We start from the raw sequence: 18,785 nt of genomic DNA on the forward strand, positions 1-18,785 counted from the left end.
GTGACACGATGTCCGAAGCCTCGATAGTCCGCCGCGCCAGTTACGGCCCGTCCAGCCCCGCTGTGGGGGCACGGGGGGCCAGCACTCGCAGCCGGATCACCGAGGTCTCGCTGGAACTGTTCGGTCGGCTCGGCTACTTCGACACCTCGGTCGACGCGATCGCCAAGGCCGCAGGGATATCGCGGGCCGCGCTGTATCAGTACTTCCAGGGCAAGGACGAGATCTTCCTGGAGCTGCTGAACGAATGCGGCAGCGCACTGTTCCGTGTCGCACGCCGCATCGGTCCCATGGGGCCGGACGAAACCGGCTTCGACAATCTCAACTGGTGGCTCGGCGAGTGGAGTTGGGTCTTCGAGAAGTACTCCACGATGTTCGTGCAATGGACGGCGATCGCCTCGTCGGACACAAAGGTACGTCCCGCGATCACGGGCTTCGTGCGCAGCTACAACCATCGGCTTGCGGCGCGACTCGCCGCGTCAGGTCTGCAAGGTCTGGACCCCGAGGTCGCGGCCATGATGATGACCGCGCTGGTGCACCGCATCAACCTGTTCGTGCACACCGACCGCGCCTACGGTCGCAGCGCCAAGGACGCCATCGATACCCTGTCGGTATTCCTGCAGTTGGTGCTGTTCCCCGATACGCCACCGGCCGTGCTGAAGTCGCTACGACTGCACGCCAGTGCGGATCCGGCCGCCGATGTGGACGCCGTGCAGGTGCCCGACGCTCCCGATCTCACGGGGCTGTCCATCACCGAGCGCACCGCGAACCTGAGTAAGCGCGCCGTCGCCACCGTGACGACGCTGGCCGACGCCGGCGCCGCGCAGTTCCGGGCCAGGGGATATCGCAGTACCAGTGTCGACGACATCGTCGCCGCCGCTGAGGTCGCCCGTGGGACCTTCTACAAGTACTTCAGCGACAAGCAGGATCTGCTCGGCGCGGTGGGCGCCGAGGTCTACGGTGCCGCAACGGTATTCGCGGAACGGATCGGACACGTGGATCCGGTGGCGGACGAATCGACACTTCGACACTGGTTGTCCACTTACGTGGAGTTCTACGACCGGTACTCCGGCTGCATCGACGCCTGGGCCGAAGGCACCACCGACGACCCCACGATCGTCGGGATCGGCGAGAACGGCCAGGTGCTGATGGACATCGGCGCGGCCAGGATGTTGACCCGCCGGTCCGGTGCGTACCCGTACGACCCGGTGATCTCGGCACTGATCCTGCGTGCACTGGTTACCCGGGTGCCCGAAGCCGCCCTCGACCTTCCTGAGCCGCTGAGCCAGGACGACGTCATCGAATTGCTGATGACCTGCATCAAGCGGGGTTTCTTCGCTCAGTCGAAGTGACGCCTGCCGAGATCAATTCGTCGATCTCAGCGGACGGGTATCCCAACTCACCCAGGATCTTTCGGCTGTGTGCGCCCAGAGCCGGCACGTCACCGAGTATCGGCTCGATACCCGCCAGACCCGCCGGCGGCGGCAGCGCCTGCGCGGGCCCACCAGGAGTCTGAATTCCGCGCCACCGGTCTCGGCCGGTGAGCACGGGATGGTCCGACAGGTGCTCGACTTCGTTCATACGGGCATGCGCCACCACCGCTTCGTCAAGACGTGCTTCGAGTTCCTCGGTGCTCAGCCCGGCCGCCGTTTCGCCGATGATGGCCTCCAACTCGTCGCGGTGCGCGACACGGTCCGGATTGGTGGCGAACCGTGGATCCGCAACGAGATCGGGTCTGTTCAAGACGATTTCGCAGAGCGAATGCCATTCCGGCGGATTCTGCACCGCAAGTAGGACCGTGCCGCCGTCGGCGGCGGTGAACGGGCCGTACGGGGCGATGGTCGGGTGCCGTGCGCCCGTGCGGGCGGGAGCTTTTCCGCCGTAACGGCCGTAGTAGAGCGGTTGGGACATCCATTCGACCAGCGCATCGAACAATGACACCGAAACTGGCCGCGCCACACCGGTGGTGGCGCGGGTGTACAGCGCGGTGAGAATTCCGGAGAAGGTGAACATTCCGGCCGCGATATCGGCGATGGACACCCCGGTGCGTGCCACCTCCGTGGGTGAACCGGTCACCGACAGCAGCCCGGCCTCGGCCTGCACCAGCAGGTCATAGGCCTTGCGGTCCTTCCACGGGCCGTCCTGGCCATAGCCGCTGATGGTGGCGGTGACGATCTGCGGATACTTGCGGGCCACCGCATCGGCATCCAACCCCATCCGGGCCGATGCTCCCGGTCCGAGGTTCTGCACCAGCACATCGGCGTCCTCGAGTAGCCGGTGCACGATCCGCAGGCCTTCGGGAGCTTTGAGGTCCAGAGTCAAGGACTCTTTGCCGCGGTTGAGCCAGACGAAGTAACTCGACTCGCCGTGCACCGAGCGGTCGTAGCCGCGGGCGAAGTCACCGCCCTGGGGGCGTTCGATTTTCACCACCCTGGCGCCGAGGTCGGCGAGCTGACGGGTCGCGTACGGTGCCGCGACGGCCTGTTCCAGGCTTACGACGGTGATCCCCGCCAGCGGTGCGTCTGTCATTTCGCCAGCGGATCCCGCGGCAGCCCCAGCAGGCGCTCGGCGATCGTGTTGCGGATGATCTCCGATGTCCCGCCGGCGATGGTCAAGCACCTGGCGTACAGGTAGGCGCGGGTCAACTCGGGCGTTCTGCCGGCGACCGCGGAGGTGCCGGCCAGCTCGATCGCGAGTTCGCTGACGTGTTGCGAGGATTCGGCCTGCAGCAGCTTGCTGACGTTGGCCTCGGCCGCGGTGTCGCCGCCGGCGATGGCACGGCTGGCATTGCGCAGATTCAGCAGGCGCAGGGCATGCAGCTCGGCGATCACCTCGCCGACCCGGTGCTCCCAGCGCGCCGATATTGCGGGAGAAGCGTTGTCGAGCAGTTTGATCAGGTCATCGGCGCCCACGCCGATGGCGCCGGAGCCACCGCCGATCGAGACCCGCTCATTGCCGAGCGTCGCGCGTGCCACCAGCCAGCCGCGGTTGACGTCGCCGACGACATCGCTGTCGGGGACGAACACATCGTCGAAGAACACCTCGTTGAACAAGGCCTCACCGGTGAGCTCACGCAGCGGCAGCACTCGGATCCCAGGAGCGGACATGTCGATCGCCATCATCGTGACACCCGCGTGCTTGGGAGCCTCGGGATCGGTGCGCACAGTCGCCAGGCCCCACTGGCATTCGTGGGCCAAGCTGGTCCACACCTTCTGCCCGGTGACCCGCCAGCCGCCGTCGACCCGGGTGGCTGTGGTGCGTACCGCGGCGGCGTCAGAGCCCGCGCCGGGTTCGGAAAACAGTTGGCACCAGTTGGTCTGACCGCGCAGCACAGGATCGACCCAGCGGGACCGCTGGTCATCGGTGCCAGCCTGCGCGATGGTCAGCATCACCCAGCCGGTGATACCCAGGTCGGGAAGCTCGATACCGCTGTCGGCGGCGAACTCCTCCTCGATGACGAGTTGCTCGACCACACCGGCATGGCGTCCCCACGGTTTGGGCCAGTGCGGCACCAGATAACCAGAATCGACCAGGTAATCGCGCTGCTCGCCGGAAGGTAGCCCACGCAGCCGCCCGACCGCATCGGCCGCCTCACGCCGGAACCGGTCGGCCTCGGCGGGCAGGGCGAACGATGCGCCGTGTGCGACTCCGGTGCGTTGCGCCTCGGCGATATCGGCCAGAGCGTCGCCGGTGTCACTGATCAGCGCGGCCAGGCTGCGGGCCCGCCGCAGGTACAGGTGCGCGTCGTGCTCCCAGGTGTAGCCGATACCGCCATGCAGCTGAATGTTCTTCTGCGCGATGAAGGTCTGCATGCGCGTCGCATGGGCCGCGGCTACCGCGGCGGCGAAGGACGCATCATCGAGATCATTGGAGCGTGCCGCGTCCCACACCGCTGCAGTGCTCTGCTGGGCGCTGATGAGCATGTTGGCGAGGTGGTGCTTGACCGCCTGGAAGGTGCCGATGGGGCGGCCGAACTGCTCGCGAACCTTGACGTAGTCGGTGGCCATCCGGAGCGCCGCCCAGCCGACACCGACCGCTTCGGCGGCAGCGAGGATGCGAAACGCGGTGCGTGCCTTGGTGCTCGCGCCGGGGAGGATTCTTTCGGCGGGTAGCTCGACATCGCGCAGGGTGACATCGCCGATGCTGCGGGTGGTGTCCAGACCGGTGAGGGCGGTGACGGTCACGCCGTCGGCTTCCGCGTCCACCACGATCAGGTCTGCGCCGGCGGCCAGGACAAGCACACCGGCGTCGGGTGCTCCGGCGACGGCTCGAGCGGTACCGTTGGCCACCGAGTCGCGACTGAGCGCGATATCTGACGAGAGGCCCACAGCACCAACGAGTTTCCCGTCGGCCAACGGGGGGAGAAGGGCCCTGCGCAATACATCGGTGCCGCAGCGGTCGATCACCAGAGCGGCGGTCGCAGTGGGTAGGAACGGTCCGGGGCACAGTTCGTGACCCATGGCTTCCAGCACGATGGACAGCTCGGCGATGCCGTAGCCCGAACCCCCGTACTCCTCGCCGATGGCCAGCCCATGCCAGCCGAGCGTGGCGCAGGCGTCCCACAGGTCGGCTGGCTGTGGCGAACCGCCGTCGAGGGTGGAGCGGGCGGCAGAGCGACTGTTGTGCCTGGACAGCTGGCCTGCTGCGGAATCGGCGAGCTCATGGTGTTCCTCGACGATGGCCAGCGCGGAGATGCTCACGATGAATACTCCCGGCATAGTGACGAATGTGTCAGATGCAATCTAACATGGCCTACAAATGACCCAAAAGACCGGCTCAATCATATGAACGGAGCGTCAGAAATGAGTGGCAGTGGTGAGGCGGAAGTCGGTTCCCGACCTGCCCGTGGCGGCCCGCTGGCCGGTATCACGGTCGTCGAGTTGGCCGGTATGGGGCCCGGCCCGCACGCAGCGATGCTGCTTGCTGACCTCGGCGCAGAGGTCCTGCGGGTGCATCGGCGTGGGCACGCGGGTGGCGGCGCTGGGCTGCGCGGTCGCCGGCTGGTCGCTGCCGATCTGAAGAACACCGACGACCTCGAGCAAGTGCGTGAACTGATCGACCGCGCCGACGTCCTCATCGAAGGATTCCGGCCCGGAGTTACGGAGCGGCTCGGTCTTGGACCCGACGAATGCATTCACCGCAATCCGGGTCTTATCTACACCCGAGTGACGGGCTGGGGGCAGACCGGACCGCGCGCCCAACAGGCCGGCCACGACATCAACTACGTGGGCCTGACCGGGTTGCTGCACGCCATGGGCGCTCCGGACAGGCCTCCCGCCCCGCCGCTGAACCTGGTCGGCGACTACGGTGGTGGCTCGATGTCCGCGGTCGTGGGTGTGCTCGCGGCCCTGGTCGAGCGGCAGGTATCCGGGCGTGGTCAGGTCGTCGATGTCGCGATCGTCAATGGCGCTGCGCTGCTAGGGCATGTGATGTGGGCGATGCGCAGCGACGGCCGCTGGTCGGATCAGCGAGGTACCAACATTTTCGACGGATCAGCGCCGTTTTACCGCACCTATGAGTGCGCCGACGGCGGCTACGTCGCGGTGGGCGCTTTGGAGCCGGAGTTCTTCACCGAAATGCTGCGGCTGTTGGAGATCGACCCGGAAACCCTTGGTCCGCAACGGGACCAGACGGGTTGGCCCCAGATGCGGCGGGTGTTGGCGGATACGTTCCGGCAGCGCTCGCGCGACGAGTGGTCTCGGGTGTTCGCAGACAGCGACGCCTGCGTCACGCCGGTTCTGACGGTGGCCGAGGCGGCAGACGATGCCCAGCTGCTGGCTCGCAACGTGTTTGTCGAAGTGGACGGCGTTCGCCAGCCGGCGCCCGCACCGCTGTTCTCCCGGACACCGGCGCCGCAGCCGGTGCCTGCCCGGGCTGGGGCGCTCACGCCGACGTCGCGACCGCCATCCCGGTAATCCACTCCGGCACCGGCTCGTAGACCAGCGGGGTTACCGGCCGGCCACCGCCGGCGGCGCCGGCAGCCAGCCAGGTGCGCACTTCGTTGGCACCGGCGCCGGCACGGTCGTGGGCGGCGTCGACGAGCTGGATCAGGGACTCCAGATCCCAGGCCGCCATCGCATCGAGTACCTCAGAGTCCCAGTCTGGGCGAATCTTGTTGCGCGCGTCCGCCATACCCTCGGCGATGATGCGCGCCCGGTCCTCATCGCTGAGGTCGTAGGTGTCGACCTCCAGGCTCGGCGGAGAATGCGATAACCCGCCGGTGCCGATCAGCAGGACGCGTTGGTCGAGGCCGTCGAGGAACCGGCCGACCTCGGCTGCGAAGTCGGCGACGCGGCGGGCAGTGGGCAGCGGAGCGGTGGCGCAGTTCACCGCCACCGGAATGACTGGCTTGGCCGTCAGTTCGCCGAGCAGGTCTCGAACCGGTTGGGCGAATGCATGATCCAGCCCGATATCGCGGCACACGGCAATGTCGAAGCCGCTGGTCAGGAGATGCTCACACAGGCGTCGGGCGAGCGCGGACGGCACGTCGAGATCACCAGCCGGATGACCCCCCTCGGCCAGGATCGACGCGGACATTGCAACACCGAAGGCGGGTACCACGTGCCGGAACGCGCGCCGGTGATCGCCGCCGAACAACACCACCACATCTGGGTCGAACTCCCGTACCTTTTTGGCGGCGGCGTCGAGCGCCGAGCGGAACAGTCGGCCTTGCAACTGCTCGACATCGCGTTCTTTGCCCGGGCTGTGGCTTGCACACACAACGAGTCGATCGGACGTCATACCCACCACCTCCATAGAAGTGACACTAATGTTAGATGAGTGGCCGCGCCCAGTGGGCATCGGCGGCTGAATCGGTGAGACGAACAACCTGGTCTTGGGAGGCGCGAAAGTGGCTACTGCAGATATTGTCGGCGAGCTGGAGGCGATCAAACAACTGAAAGCGCGCTACTGCCGGTTCCTTGATGCGAAAGATGTCGTCGCGTGGAGGGCGTTGTTCGCCGATGATGTCGTCGGAGCGGTGGACCTGGCCGTGTCCACGGGCGGAGCTGATCCACGCACGACACCGCCGCTGGAGGCTGACGCGCACGTTCTTTGAGCTCGTTGGCGATATGGACGCCGCTCTCCCCGACGTTCTGAAGGCCGGCAACAACTAAGCCGGTCTGGTGTAATGCGCCGGCTCGTCGAACATTCCATGAGGCGTTGACACTTTGACAGTGAACTGTCATCTTTGGTAGGTCATCGCCAAAGGAGGCGTTCAGTGACCGATATTGCCAGCCGCGGGACGTTCGATGAGACGGCCGCACCGGCTCCTGTTCAAATCAAGACACTGCGACCCGTGCTGTTCTGGTCGAGTGTGGGCGCCGTCTGTGTAGCGGTCGCCGCGTACGTCTATCTGTCGTGGATCGTCTCGGGCAATGCGGCGCCAGTCGATCCGGGTCCCGATGCGATCCCCGGCGGTACCCGGCTGGCGATCGCAGTATTCCAAATTGCCTGCCCCATACTGGCTTTCGCCGCGATCGTCTACGTCGTCCGCAAAAGTCTGCGGGAACGGCAGCTGTGCGTCGAGGCCGCTGTCGTGATCGGGTCGGCCATCGCCTGGTGGCATGACCCGCTGATCAACTGGTTCCAGCCCGTGCTCTTCTACAACGCGGGTCTGGTCAATTTCGGCAACTGGATGGAGAACGTCCCCGGCTCGCTCAGCCCGGGAAGCCGGTTGATGGCCGAGCCGGTTTTGATGATCGGGATGATCTACATCTGGATGCCGTTGACCATGGGATCGCTCGCTCGGTGGGCCATGGGCCGGGCGCGACAGTCCTGGCCGACTTTGGGACCCGTCCGTACGTTCTGTTGCGGATGGCTCGCGGTATACGTAATCGAGTTCCCGCTGGAGATCTTCGCGGTGCACCACGGCTTGGTCGCGTACCCGGCCTCGATACCCGGCGCCACGCTGTGGGCCGGGCAGACGGTGCAGATTCCGCTCTACGGTCCCATCCTGTGGTCACTGGTGCTCAGCTCGAGCGGCGCGTTGATGTTCTTCCGCAACCGCAAAGGTCAGATCCGGGTGGAGGCGGGCATCGAGACGCTGCGCTGGGCCGGGCCATCGGTCAAGGCGCTGTTACGGGTTTTGGCGGTCACCGGCTTCCTGCATGTGGTCGCGATCGGCGCGTACGACCTGCCGGTCAACCTCGCCGGCCTCTACGCCGGACCGACCGACACCTACCCGAGCTATCTGCGCACACAGTACTGCGGCCCGGACACTCCACGGGCCTGCCCCGACGGCACGCGCTTCGAAGATCCCTAAACCTCGCTATTTCAGCACGGCGGGCAGTGCGGCGAACTCCTGGCGTACCAGGTCATCGAGGGCGCGTCCCGGCGCAGCCAACCATTGATTGAGGGCCCGCTCGACGAGCAGCATTCCGATCGATGCCAGAAGGTGGCATTCGCTGTCCGGCGAGGGTAGGCGGCGGCGGTCAGCGATCACCTTGGCCACGGTCTCGGCATTGGCTTCGTGGTTCCTGCGCTCGCGGCCTAACAACACCAGCGAGGACGCGACGGCTTCGTGGTACTGCGCAATACGCTTGCGAATACGCTTGAGACTGGGTGCAAGCAACGCGAACGAGTTGGCCATCGCCTCGAAATCGGATACCTCTTCGGGCTGGGCGAGGTAGACGCCGCTCACCGCATCGATGAAGTCGTACTCACCGAAGAACAACACCGACTCCTTGGTCGGGAAGTACCGGAAGAAGGTTCGCGGGGAAACACCTGCGCTCTCGGCGATCTGATCGGTGGTCGTCTCGTCGTAACCATTGGCGCTGAACAGGTCCAGCGCGGCTTCCAACAGGGCATTGCGCACGCGGTCGGCATGCTCGACTCGCGGTGAACGGTCGCCCCGTGCCATCCGCCAACCTCCTCGGCCATCTCAGGTTCCTGAGATTACAACGACAGCAGCATTAGCTACATCGTTGACACCCACCGTCGTGCTGACGATACTTACCTCAAGTATGACAGTCTACTGTCATACTCTATCCGAGACGCCGGTCGGCGTACGAAGAGAGGATTCCCGCCCCGATGACTGAGCTCGGCGTGACTGGAACCGCCAACATCAACGATCTGCCATTCGCCCAGGACAGGTCGCGTGCTTGGCGGGAGCTGCGAGAGGCCGGGGAAGCGGTCAAGTCGGGTGAGGAGATCGTCCTGACCAGCGCCGCGGCAGTGGAGTTCGCCGCAAAACGCCCCGACATCTTCTCCTCGGCCCGGGCCTTCGATCGACTGGGCAGCCCTGTACCGCTGATTCCGATCGCGATCGATCCGCCGGACCACACCCGGTTCCGCCGCATGCTGGATCCCTTCTTCAGCCCGAAGAAGATGGCCGAGCGTGAGGCAGAACTACGCCGCCAGGCCGGCGAGTTGATCGATGCGATCGTGGCAGCGGGAGAATGCGACGTTGTTCCCGACCTCGCCACACCGTTTCCCTCCCAGGTGTTTCTGACGCTGTTCGGATTGCCCATGGCGGACCGCGACCGGTTGGTGCGGTGGAAAGACTCGATTCTGCAGTTCACCGATCCGAGCAGCGCCGAAGCGACTCCCGAGGTGCTGGCCCACGCGATGGAGCTGTTCGCCTATCTGACCGATCACATCGCCGAGCGGCGCGGCGACACCACCGGCAGCGACATGCTCAGCCAACTGATGCGGGACACCGAAGGAGGCATGTCGGACAACGAAATCCTCGGGCTGTGCTTCATGTTCGTGTTGGCGGGTCTCGACACAGTCACCTCGGCGGTGGGATTCTCGTTGGCCAAGCTGGCCGGTGATGCCGACCTACGCCGAAGGATCAGCGCCGATTTCTCGCTGATTCCCGCCTTCATCGAGGACATCCTGCGCGTCGACGGGCCCGTCCCGTTCGCGCCGCGGGTCACTACCGAAGCGGTCGAGATCGCCGGAAGGACCGTGCCGAAGGACACCACCGTGATGCTCAGTTACGGAAGTGCCGACCGCGATCCGAGCCGCTACGAGGATGCTGACGAGGTCCACCTCGACGACAAGGTGGTGCACTTCGCATTCGGTCGTGGGCCGCATCGGTGTCTGGGTTCACACCTCGCCCGTCTGGAACTCCGACTCATCCTCGAGGAATGGCACAATCGGGTACCCGAATACACGCTGGCCGATGGCAAGGATCCGCAAATGACTTGGCCCACAGGGACAATGGGATTGCAATCGGTGCCGCTGAACATCACGCCCGCATATCTTGGCTAGGACTCGTCACCGATCTCGATGACCGTCGCAGCGATGTAACGGTCGACGTCGGTCTCCGGCGGGTAAGCCGGTCCTTGGCGGATCTGCACACTGACCACGATGTCGACGAGACCGTCGGCCATGCCGGCGAGTTGATCGGGGGAGCCGTCGATGGCCAGGCTGTGCTGCACGGAAACCAGGCCGTGTAAGCCCGTCCAGAGGGTATGCGTCGCCTGGTAGAGCGGCAGTGACAACGGGTAACCTGCGTCGGCGCAGGCCGCCAGGGCCCGGCGCAATCTGGCGGAGACCTGTCGTGCGGGGTGCAACCCCATCCGGTCATGTTCGACGGCGGGTTGACGGATTTCGTACATGAGGCGGTAATGCCCGGGGTTGTCCATCGCGAAGCGGCAGTAGGCATGCACCTGCGCGCGGAGTCGCTCGCGCGGCTGTTCCGGGGGAGCCGCGGCGTCCGCGGCACCCATCTGATCGGAGAGTTGCCGATACTTGTCGGTCAGGGCTGCCCACACGAGTTCGGTCTTGTCGGCGAAGTGTAAGTAGATGCTCGCCGGTGTGACACCGACTTCTGCGGCGACGGCTCGCATGGTGAGTTTCTCGTCGCTGCCCCAGTCATCGAGCAACCGGTTGACCGCGGCGAGCACCTCGTCGCGCAGTTGGTCGCCCTGGCCGCGGCGGCTCCGCCGCCGCGTTGGCTGCACCTCTGTACGGTCGGCCACGCCCACCACCTTATGGTGGGCGGGCCGAACCGCAATCGTCACCAGGTGACGAGCATCTTCTTGACGCCGTAGTTGGTCCCGTAGGTGTCCATCTCGACCTCGTCCAACGGGGTGGCCAACTTCAGGCCGGGGAATCGGGCGAACAGTTGAGGGAGGATCGTTTTCAGCTCGGCCCTGGCGATGTTCTGGCCCAGGCACTGGTGTACGCCGTAACCGAAGGCCAGGTGTCGGGTCATCTTCCGGTCGAAGTCCGGCTCGTCCGGGTTGTCGAACACCCGTGGGTCGCGGTTGGCTGCGGGCATGGCGACCACCACCAGGTCGCCCTTAGCGATGGCTTGGCCACCGATCTCCAGGTCTTCCTTGGCGGTGCGGCCCAATCCGAACTGGACGATCGTCAGATAACGCAGCAATTCCTCGATGGCGGTACCGATCTTCTCCGGATGGTCCGCAAGGTCCTGGCGCTGAGCAGGATGGGTGAGCAGCGTCAGTGCCGACAGACCGATCATGGCCATGGTGGTGTCGTGGCCGGCGAACAGCAGCAACACGCCGATGCCGATGAGGTCTTCGTCGGACAGGATGGACCCGTCCTCCTCACTCTTGCGGATCAACTCGGCGAGCAGACCATCGGAGTCGGGGTCGGCGCGCTTCTCGGCGACCAGCTTGGTGATGTATTCCATCAGCCAGTGCGCGCCGGTGTCGCGCTCGGCGCGGCGCTTGCTGGTGTCCATCATCACCTCGGTGGCATGGTGGAACTTGTCCCGGTCCTGATAGGGCACGCCGAGAAGTTCGCAGATGACCAGGCACGGAATCGGCAGCGCGAGTTGCTCGATCAGGTCGACAGGTGTGCCGTCTGCTCCCTGCGCCTCGATGGCATCCAGATGCTCGGTGACGATGGTGTCGATGTAGGGCTGCAGGTTGGCCTGCACCGACTTGGGCGTGAACTTCCCTGAGAGCAGCCGCCGGTAGGCCCCGTGGTCGGGGGCGTCCATCGAGTTGAACGTCGGGGGCAGGGCCTCGGCGGAATCGTTGTCGTTGGGGTCGACGCCGTCCTCTTCTGCGACATCGTGCCGTGGTCGTTGTGAACTCAGCCGTGGGTCGGAGAAGACCTGACTACCCTCCTCGAACCGGGTGACCAGCCAGCCGATGCGTCCACTGGGGAACCGCATCCGGACAATGGGTTGGTCTTCGCGCAGCTGGTGATACGCCAGGGGTGGGTCGAGAAGCTGTTCCCGCTCGATCGGCATTTCGCGAATGCTGGTTGTCATTGGTTGTGCTCCTTGTCTTCTGGATCCGAGTGAGCGAGGTCGTTGGAACGGACCTCGTGCTTGCTGATGGCGGCCTCGACGCCTTGATTGACCTGGGTGCCGTTGCCCCAGCCGACGTAGTAATGCAGCTGCAGGACGGCCTCGCGGAGCTCACCGGGGGTGAGTTCATCGTTCTCGAGCGCTCCTCGGGCTTGGATCTCGATCAGGTCAGCGCGGCCCAGCGCTGCGGTCGCGCCGATGACCAGTAATCGGCGGTCTCGGATCGAGAGACCGGGACGGCTCCAGATCTCGCCGAAGAGGTGGTCGATGGTGTCGTCCAGCATGGGGTTGGACACTTCGGGCATCGTCTTGGAGAATCCCGCTCCGTAGACCGCGTCCATGGTCTTGCGGCCCAGTTCGCTCGTTTCACTCATGAGATTCCTTCTGTGGGATGGCCAAGGTCTCGGCGCCGTTGGCGCGGGCAGCGTCGACGAGGGGAACGGAGATGGCGCTTCTTGACGCGAGTTCCTGGGCTGCCGCGAGGTCCTTGTCCATCAGCCGGCGAACCTGCGGCACCATCTCGCGTGTGCTTTCCTCGGCCGCGAGTTGGTTGCGCAACCAGGAAAACAGCGTGGTGCCGCCGGGATCCGCGTCCTCGACGACGGTGATCAGTTTCGCCGGATCGACGCCGGCGGATTCCACCACCATGGCCGCCTCGTGGACGGCGCGCCAGGTGCCGTAGGTGATGATGTTGCGGGCGATCTTGGTCGCCATTCCGGCGCCCAGCGGCCCACAGTGCACCACGTCGTTGGCGAAGTCCGACAGCACCGGCATGGCGCTGGCGACCGTGGCGTCATCGCCTCCCAGAATGGCGACGAGACCATTCGGCACTGCTTGCGTTACACCGCAATCCAACAGGGCCACACCCTTTTTCGCACATGTCTGGGCGAGCTCGTACACCACGGGCACGGCAACGGTGGACAACAGAACCACGATCAGGCCTGAATGAGCGGCCGAGAGGACCCCGTCGTCGGCGCAGAGCACCTGGCGGGCCTGATCGGCGTCGACCACGGCCAGCAGCACCACGTCGCTGTCGCGGGCCACTTGAGCCGGTGATGTCGCGGGGGCGGGCACCCCGGCAAGTCCGGCGGAGGCGTCGGGGCGGATGTCATAGACCGCCGGCGTCCGGCCGCTCCGGGCGAGGCCGACCGCGACGGCACCACCTATCATGCCCAGTCCGATGACGCCGGCACGCGGTGCGGTTCGTGTGAATTCTACTGTGGCGTCTTCTGTTTGGGTGCTCATGCGATAACTCCCTCGTTGAGGATGGACGTCAGGTCGGCCCGTGCTGCCACCAGTGACCGGGCGGTACGTAGAGGCCGGATCATGTTGATGCCGACGGCCGCTCGGGCGCGGCCACCCTTGCCGTAGACGGCGACCAGCTCGCGGTCACCGATGCTGCCGTCGGTGACCGTGAACGAATCAGCGCCGCGCGGCAGCCCGTAGATCTGGAGCTTCAGGTCGTACTGGTCCGACCAGATGTAGGGGACCGGGACGAACGGGGTGGGATTGGATCCCGCGAGGATGTTGCGAGCGACGGCAAGACCTTGCTCGGCAGCGTTGGTGCGATGTTCGACGCGAATACGTTCACCGATGTCGACGTGATACCAGGACGCGACGTCGCCCGCGGCCCACACGCCCGGTGCGGCTCGGCAGTATTCGTCGCAGAGCACGCCATCGCCGGTCGGGATGCCGCTGCCGGCAAGCCATTCCGTGTTGGGGATCGAGCCGATCGAGACCAGTACGGCGTCGGCGGCCAGTGTCGTGCCATCTGCCAGCTGAACACCGGTGGCTCGACCGCCTTCAGTGACGATGCCGACCACCTTGACGCCGGCGTGAATCCGGACGCCGTGTTCGACGTGTACGTCGATGAGGAGTCGTCCCAGCTCGTTGCCCAGCACATCGGACAGCGGAGCGTCGACACCGGACACCAGAGTGACCGTTGCCCCCGCGGTGCGGGCCACCGAGGCCACCTCGGCGCCGAGGAATCCGGCGCCGACGATCACCAGTCGCGGATTTCGGGCCAGCTCTGTCCGTAGACGGCGGGCATCGTCGAGGGTGCGCAGGACGTGTACACCTGCGACCCCGTCGGTGCCGGGCAGTCGACGGGGACGCACTCCAGTGGCGATGACCAGGTCGCGGTACCGCACCTGTGATCCATCGGAGAGCGTGACCGCTCGGCTCGCCGCGTCCAATGAGTCGGCGCGCACGCCGAGTCGCAGGTCGAGATTCAGTGCGGCGATTTTGTCCGGCTCGCGCAGCTCCAGTCTGTGTTCGGGCCACGCGTCGGCCAGCACCTCCTTGGACAGCGGCGGTCGGTCGTAGGGGAGCCGGTTCTCTTCGCCGATCAGGGTGATCGGTCCGTCGAAGCCACCGCGACGCAACGTTTCGGCAACCGAAAGGCCGGCCGCGGACGCGCCGACTACGACGATGCCTGCGTCGGCGGTCACTCCCGGACCTCGATCGCCACCGCCGGGCAGACCGCCGCTGCCTGGCGCGCACCCTCCCACTGATCTTCGGGCGGGTCGGCGTTGAGAAGAATGACTATCCCGTCGTCTTCTCGCTGGTCAAAGATGTCCGGCGCGGCAAATACGCACTGGCCCGCGGCGCAACACTTCGTCTCGTCAACGGTGATGTGCACAGTCTCAGCTCCTTCGTCGCTATAAATAAACTAAGTTTAGTTATAGGGCGAGGGTATACCGCGAAGTGCGTTCCAGGCGGGGTTGGCGAGGTGATTCAGCACACAATCAATAGATGTGCTAATGAATGGGCGCGCCGACACGGCGCTCCCAGTGGGGTTCGACCGGCGGTTACCGGTGGTTTGCGGCGTCGGGTCCGAACGGCCGTCCTCGCGGCCTTCTCGTGCGCCCGATCCGTCGCAAAGTCAACGAACAGCGAAGCCGGCGTCCAGTGGCCACGTGATACCGGTGATGAACTTCGCTTCCTCGGACACCAGGAAGGCGACGGCACCCGCGACGTCCTCGGGCATCAGCATCGGGATGGGAAGTACGTTCTGCATGGCCTCAATCGCGACGTCGCCCGCTTCGAGCAGCTTTCCCATCGCCTCGTTCATCACCATCCCGGTGGCGACGCCGGTCGGGTGGATGGTGTTGACGCGGATGGAGTACTTGCCGAGGTCGTTGGCCCACACTTGCATCAATCCGACGATTCCCCGCTTCGCGGCCGCGTAGGCCTGCCCGCCGGCCCTGTCGGTGCCGGTGGCTTTGAGCCCGGCGCTGGAACTGGTGATGACGATGGAGCCACCTCGCCCGGCGTCGATCATCGTGGGCAGCGCTGCGCGCACGGTGTTCCACACACCGGTCAAGTTGACGTCGACAATGTCGCGGAACACCCGGCGGTCGTCTGCGCCGGCGCCGAGTCGAATGATGCCCGCGTTGGCCAGCACGATGTCGACGCGCCCGAACTCCGCGACGCCCTCGGCGAGCACGGTCTCCACCGCGTCCCCATCGCGCACATCGGCTTGGCGGGCGACGATGCGTCTCCCAGCGCCCTCGACGAGTTTGACGGTTTCGTCCAGGTCGGAAGGTGTCGCATTGGGGTAGTCCATCGACTCGATATCGGCGCAGATGTCGAGTGCGATGATGTCGGCGCCCTCGGCGGCCAGGCGCAGCGCATGGGCACGGCCCTGCCCGCGGGCGGCGCCGGTGATGAATGCGACCTTGCCGTCGAGGTTTCCCATCTGAAGCTCCTTTGACGGTGTGCGCTGCGGCGACCGCACGGGCTATGTACTTAGGAACGATATGGCAGTCAACTGTCACAGTCAACGAGCCACGGGCTTCGGTCAATAGGCGACGAGCAACGTCAGTACGTGTCAGAATCGGCATCAAGAATGGCAGTGGACTGTCACGAAGGTCCAGGAGGGCCAAGGCTCAGGAGGAACATGGCCGACGAAGGTGTGTCAGCCGACTTGACGGACCCGATTCGGGGGTGCAGCGAGCCGGACCGGATGTGGACGTTGACCAACGTCGGCGAAGCCACACCGGACATCCTGTCCCCGTTGTGCTGGTCCCTCTGGGGCGGCGGAGTCGAACGTGCGTCTCGCGCGGGCATCTACGATTTCGGCGTACTGCCGCGTTCGGCACTCGCCGTGCCTGACGATCCGAATCAATGGGCGACCGCATGCTTTTACGGCAGGCAGGCGATGAACGTCGATCGCGCCCGTGAGCTGGCCGGGCTTCTCCCCGGTACGACAGGCGACGACTTTGAACGTGACCTGTTGGGTTCGGTGCGCGCCAATGCCATCCCCACCAGAAGTGATCCAACCCGGCTGCCATTTGTTGCGGTGAAAGCGCCGCTCGCCGCCATCCGGCAGCGCTGGGCACCCCAGCGAGTACACGATCACCAGATGGCCTGGTGGCGTGCTGAGGTGCTGCCGGGTGACCCTGTCGATCCCGGAGCCCTGCTGGCCGACTCCGCTGACAGGTTCACGGGCGTGATGCGGGCACACATCCGCACTCGGATGATTCTGAATACGTTGCGCTCCCAAGTCGAGTCGATAACCGGTCGGCTGGGCCGCTCGGATCTCGTCCCGACCTTGCTCGCCGGGTACGGCGGAGTCATCGAGACCCGACTCGCCGATGACGTGTGGTCAGTCGGGCAGGGTGAACTCTCCATCGCCGAGTTCATCGGGCGGCATGGATTCCACGGCCCCAACGAGGGCAACGTCATCGGGCACTCGTGGCGGGAAGATCCCGAGGCTGTACTCCGCATCGCCGCGGTGCACGCGGGCAGGCCAGAAGCCGAACGCCCGCGGGCGCGGGCGGACCGTGCGGTGGCTGCCCGGGAGCAGGCGGAAGCCGAACTGCTGGCGGGGTTACCCGCACTGCGGCGGAGCCTGCTCCGGCGGTTGCTGCAGTTCACCGGGTTTCAGGTGCGGTCAGTGGAACTCACCAAGGCCGGCTTCCTCACCGCAGTCGACGGAACCAGGGCCGCCGCAGTCGCGCTCGGCCGACAGTTGGTTGCGGCGGGTGCGCTCGATTCATCCGACGACACCTTCTACCTCACTACTGCCGAGTTGCTCGGACCGTTGCCGCGCGAGGCACGCGCGCTCGTTGCCTTCCGCAGGCAGCGGCGCGAAGAGTACCGGGCGGTGGAGGTTCCGGTCATTTTCACCGGAATGCCGGAGCCGACCGCCCTCGAGGACGCTGACTCCGGTGGCGCTGTGCGGGGCACGCCGGCCGGCCCCGGGGTGGTCGAGGGCACCGTGCGGGTGGTGCTCGATGCCGACTCCGACGACGTTCTCTCCGACGGTGAGGTGCTGGTCTGCAGATTCGTCGACCCTGGTTGGACGGCACTGGTTTCGCTCGCCGGTGCGCTGGTGACCGATATCGGCAGTCCAGCCAGTCACGGGGCGATCGTCGCCCGCGAACTGGGTATCACGTGCGTGGTCGGAACCGGCAACGGCACCCGCGCACTGCGCAGCGGTGACGTGGTCCGGGTGGACGGTGGCACCGGAGAAGTCGCCGTGCTGGTGCGCTCGGGCGGATTGGACAAGGAAGGACAACCGAGTTGACGGGAGTGACGAGTGTGATGTCGGCCGGGCTGAGCATGGAGAGCGAGAGCACGGTGCGGGCATGCCCCGATGTGCCTGGGTGGACCGAGAACCTGTTGTTCACCCCTTACGATCCGGTGAGCGACATCGGGATGTGGCTACATCTGGGCACCGTCGCCGACATGTGGGAGATGTGGGAAGACCGGGTGCTCATTGCGCTTCCCGAAGACCAGGGTGTGCTCAGCATGTGGGCCTACCACCGCACGGTTCCGGAACGACAGCCTGCGGGCGCGAACCTGGAATTCCGCTGCGAGCAGCCATTCTGCAAGTGGCGCATCACGTTTGACGGGTTCTGCCTACGTTCGTCGTACGACGAGATGCGCACCGGCCTGCTTGGCGACGGGCCCAAGAGTCATGTCCGGCTCGATCTCGAAGTGGAATGCGTCACCCCGGTGTGGGACGCCGCGACCGCGGGCGACGGTATGTCCAAGCAGAGTTGGGCCCGAGAGCATTACGAGCAACTCACCCGGGTAACGGGTCAGGTGACGGTCGATGGGGTGGCATCGCATTTCGACGGCGGCGGCTGGCGTGACCACTCCCGTGGACCGCGTGGTGCCGACACCCTGGCCGACTGGGGCGGTCACGTGATCGCCGGGGGAGTCATGCCCAGCGGGCGTGCTTTCGGATTGTGTCGTTATTGGGCTCGGGATGGGCATACCACTCTCGAAGGTGCATACACGGTCACCAACGGTGTCCTCGGACATGTTGCACTGGAACAAATCCCGCAATCCCCGCTGCTCCAGCGCGATGGTGAGCGGTTCACATGCGCACTCGACGGAGCTCCGATGCAGGGCTTCGTACGTTCGTCGTTGTGGCTGTCGATGGCCGACGGACTGCCCTACGGGGTGATGGATCCAGCTCGGGCCTACACGGTCAGCTGGGCAGACTTGACATGGGCCGGCGAAGTCGGCCATGCCTACATCGAGAGGTCGAATCTCACGGATCCCGCTGGACGGTGACGATTTGACTCTCGGCGCAGGCTGG

Annotated in this window: 17 protein-coding genes and 1 pseudogene; 7 read left to right on the top strand and 11 right to left on the bottom strand. The window is 65.6% G+C overall.

Features of this window, described 5'->3' with window-relative positions:
• Nucleotides 1–8: 8 nt before the first annotated feature.
• Nucleotides 9–1,349, top strand: coding sequence for a TetR/AcrR family transcriptional regulator (locus HBE63_RS04440; protein ID WP_166903604.1), 1,341 nt, complete (start codon nucleotides 9–11; stop codon nucleotides 1,347–1,349).
• Here HBE63_RS04440 and HBE63_RS04445 read toward each other — a convergent pair.
• Together HBE63_RS04445 and HBE63_RS04450 are read right to left on the bottom strand one after the other, a co-directional pair.
• On the bottom strand, nucleotides 1,318–2,526 hold the full coding sequence (locus HBE63_RS04445; protein ID WP_166903606.1) for a CaiB/BaiF CoA-transferase family protein: 1,209 nt from the start codon (nucleotides 2,524–2,526) through the stop codon (nucleotides 1,318–1,320). The two genes, HBE63_RS04440 and HBE63_RS04445, sit on opposite strands and share 32 nt — an antisense overlap.
• Nucleotides 2,523–4,697: an acyl-CoA dehydrogenase gene (locus tag HBE63_RS04450; RefSeq protein WP_166909373.1), complete on the bottom strand. Its 2,175-nt coding sequence runs from the start codon at nucleotides 4,695–4,697 to the stop codon at nucleotides 2,523–2,525. The genes HBE63_RS04445 and HBE63_RS04450 overlap by 4 nt, the downstream gene beginning before the upstream one ends.
• A gap of 102 nt (nucleotides 4,698–4,799) precedes the next feature.
• Here HBE63_RS04450 and HBE63_RS04455 point away from each other — a divergent pair, with 102 nt between their 5' ends.
• Nucleotides 4,800–5,912: a CaiB/BaiF CoA-transferase family protein gene (locus HBE63_RS04455; protein WP_166903608.1), complete on the top strand. Its 1,113-nt coding sequence runs from the start codon at nucleotides 4,800–4,802 to the stop codon at nucleotides 5,910–5,912.
• On the opposite strand, the gene HBE63_RS04460 is transcribed toward HBE63_RS04455, so the two are convergent.
• Entirely contained in the window at nucleotides 5,881–6,738 is an 858-nt protein-coding gene (locus HBE63_RS04460) for a 3-carboxyethylcatechol 2,3-dioxygenase (protein WP_166903610.1), read from the bottom strand. The genes HBE63_RS04455 and HBE63_RS04460 overlap by 32 nt on opposite strands.
• 124 nt (nucleotides 6,739–6,862) lie before the next feature.
• Here HBE63_RS04460 and HBE63_RS31830 point away from each other — a divergent pair.
• Together HBE63_RS31830 and HBE63_RS04470 are read left to right on the top strand one after the other, a co-directional pair.
• Nucleotides 6,863–7,033 (top strand): annotated as a pseudogene (locus tag HBE63_RS31830) (nuclear transport factor 2 family protein); the annotation flags it as partial.
• Nucleotides 7,034–7,216: 183 nt separating this feature from the next.
• Complete coding sequence (locus tag HBE63_RS04470) at nucleotides 7,217–8,260, top strand: spirocyclase AveC family protein (RefSeq protein ID WP_166903612.1); 1,044 nt, start codon at nucleotides 7,217–7,219, stop codon at nucleotides 8,258–8,260.
• A 6-nt stretch (nucleotides 8,261–8,266) separates the two neighbouring features.
• Here the strand turns inward: HBE63_RS04470 and HBE63_RS04475 are convergent, their stop codons facing one another.
• Nucleotides 8,267–8,857, bottom strand: a complete 591-nt coding sequence (locus HBE63_RS04475) for a TetR family transcriptional regulator (protein ID WP_036446967.1) — start codon at nucleotides 8,855–8,857, stop codon at nucleotides 8,267–8,269.
• Nucleotides 8,858–9,027: 170 nt separating this feature from the next.
• Here HBE63_RS04475 and HBE63_RS04480 point away from each other — a divergent pair, with 170 nt between their 5' ends.
• A complete protein-coding gene (locus HBE63_RS04480) occupies nucleotides 9,028–10,212 on the top strand; it encodes a cytochrome P450 (RefSeq protein WP_166903614.1) in 1,185 nt (394 codons plus the stop codon).
• Here the strand turns inward: HBE63_RS04480 and HBE63_RS04485 are convergent.
• From HBE63_RS04485 to HBE63_RS04510, 7 genes are all read right to left on the bottom strand, one after another.
• On the bottom strand, nucleotides 10,209–10,925 hold the full coding sequence (locus tag HBE63_RS04485) for a TetR/AcrR family transcriptional regulator (RefSeq protein WP_243858499.1): 717 nt from the start codon (nucleotides 10,923–10,925) through the stop codon (nucleotides 10,209–10,211). The two genes, HBE63_RS04480 and HBE63_RS04485, sit on opposite strands and share 4 nt — an antisense overlap.
• A gap of 38 nt (nucleotides 10,926–10,963) precedes the next feature.
• Complete coding sequence (locus HBE63_RS04490) at nucleotides 10,964–12,190, bottom strand: cytochrome P450 (RefSeq protein WP_166903615.1); 1,227 nt, start codon at nucleotides 12,188–12,190, stop codon at nucleotides 10,964–10,966.
• Complete coding sequence (locus HBE63_RS31120) at nucleotides 12,187–12,603, bottom strand: carboxymuconolactone decarboxylase family protein (RefSeq protein ID WP_208301304.1); 417 nt, start codon at nucleotides 12,601–12,603, stop codon at nucleotides 12,187–12,189. Before HBE63_RS31120 ends, HBE63_RS04490 begins: the two co-directional genes overlap by 4 nt.
• The gene (locus HBE63_RS31125) at nucleotides 12,596–13,474 is read right to left on the bottom strand and encodes an NAD(P)-dependent oxidoreductase (protein ID WP_208301305.1); all 879 of its coding nucleotides are present in this window, start codon (nucleotides 13,472–13,474) and stop codon (nucleotides 12,596–12,598) included. The genes HBE63_RS31120 and HBE63_RS31125 overlap by 8 nt, the downstream gene beginning before the upstream one ends.
• The gene (locus HBE63_RS04500; RefSeq protein ID WP_243858501.1) at nucleotides 13,471–14,679 is read right to left on the bottom strand and encodes an NAD(P)/FAD-dependent oxidoreductase; all 1,209 of its coding nucleotides are present in this window, start codon (nucleotides 14,677–14,679) and stop codon (nucleotides 13,471–13,473) included. The genes HBE63_RS31125 and HBE63_RS04500 overlap by 4 nt, the downstream gene beginning before the upstream one ends.
• On the bottom strand, nucleotides 14,676–14,870 hold the full coding sequence (locus tag HBE63_RS04505; RefSeq protein ID WP_036446970.1) for a ferredoxin: 195 nt from the start codon (nucleotides 14,868–14,870) through the stop codon (nucleotides 14,676–14,678). The genes HBE63_RS04500 and HBE63_RS04505 overlap by 4 nt, the downstream gene beginning before the upstream one ends.
• Before the next feature lie 243 nt (nucleotides 14,871–15,113).
• On the bottom strand, nucleotides 15,114–15,929 hold the full coding sequence (locus tag HBE63_RS04510; RefSeq protein WP_166903617.1) for a mycofactocin-coupled SDR family oxidoreductase: 816 nt from the start codon (nucleotides 15,927–15,929) through the stop codon (nucleotides 15,114–15,116).
• 201 nt (nucleotides 15,930–16,130) lie between these two features.
• On the opposite strand from HBE63_RS04510, the gene HBE63_RS04515 reads away from it, so the two are divergent.
• Together HBE63_RS04515 and HBE63_RS04520 are read left to right on the top strand one after the other, a co-directional pair.
• On the top strand, nucleotides 16,131–17,762 hold the full coding sequence (locus HBE63_RS04515) for a PEP-utilizing enzyme (RefSeq protein WP_166903619.1): 1,632 nt from the start codon (nucleotides 16,131–16,133) through the stop codon (nucleotides 17,760–17,762).
• 5 nt (nucleotides 17,763–17,767) lie between these two features.
• Nucleotides 17,768–18,760: a 6-phosphofructokinase gene (locus HBE63_RS04520; RefSeq protein WP_243858503.1), complete on the top strand. Its 993-nt coding sequence runs from the start codon at nucleotides 17,768–17,770 to the stop codon at nucleotides 18,758–18,760.
• The last annotated feature ends 25 nt before the right edge of the window (nucleotides 18,761–18,785 follow it).

The organism is Mycobacterium sp. DL440, from assembly GCF_011745145.1.
In the GTDB taxonomy this organism is placed as follows: Bacteria; Actinomycetota; Actinomycetes; order Mycobacteriales; family Mycobacteriaceae; genus Mycobacterium.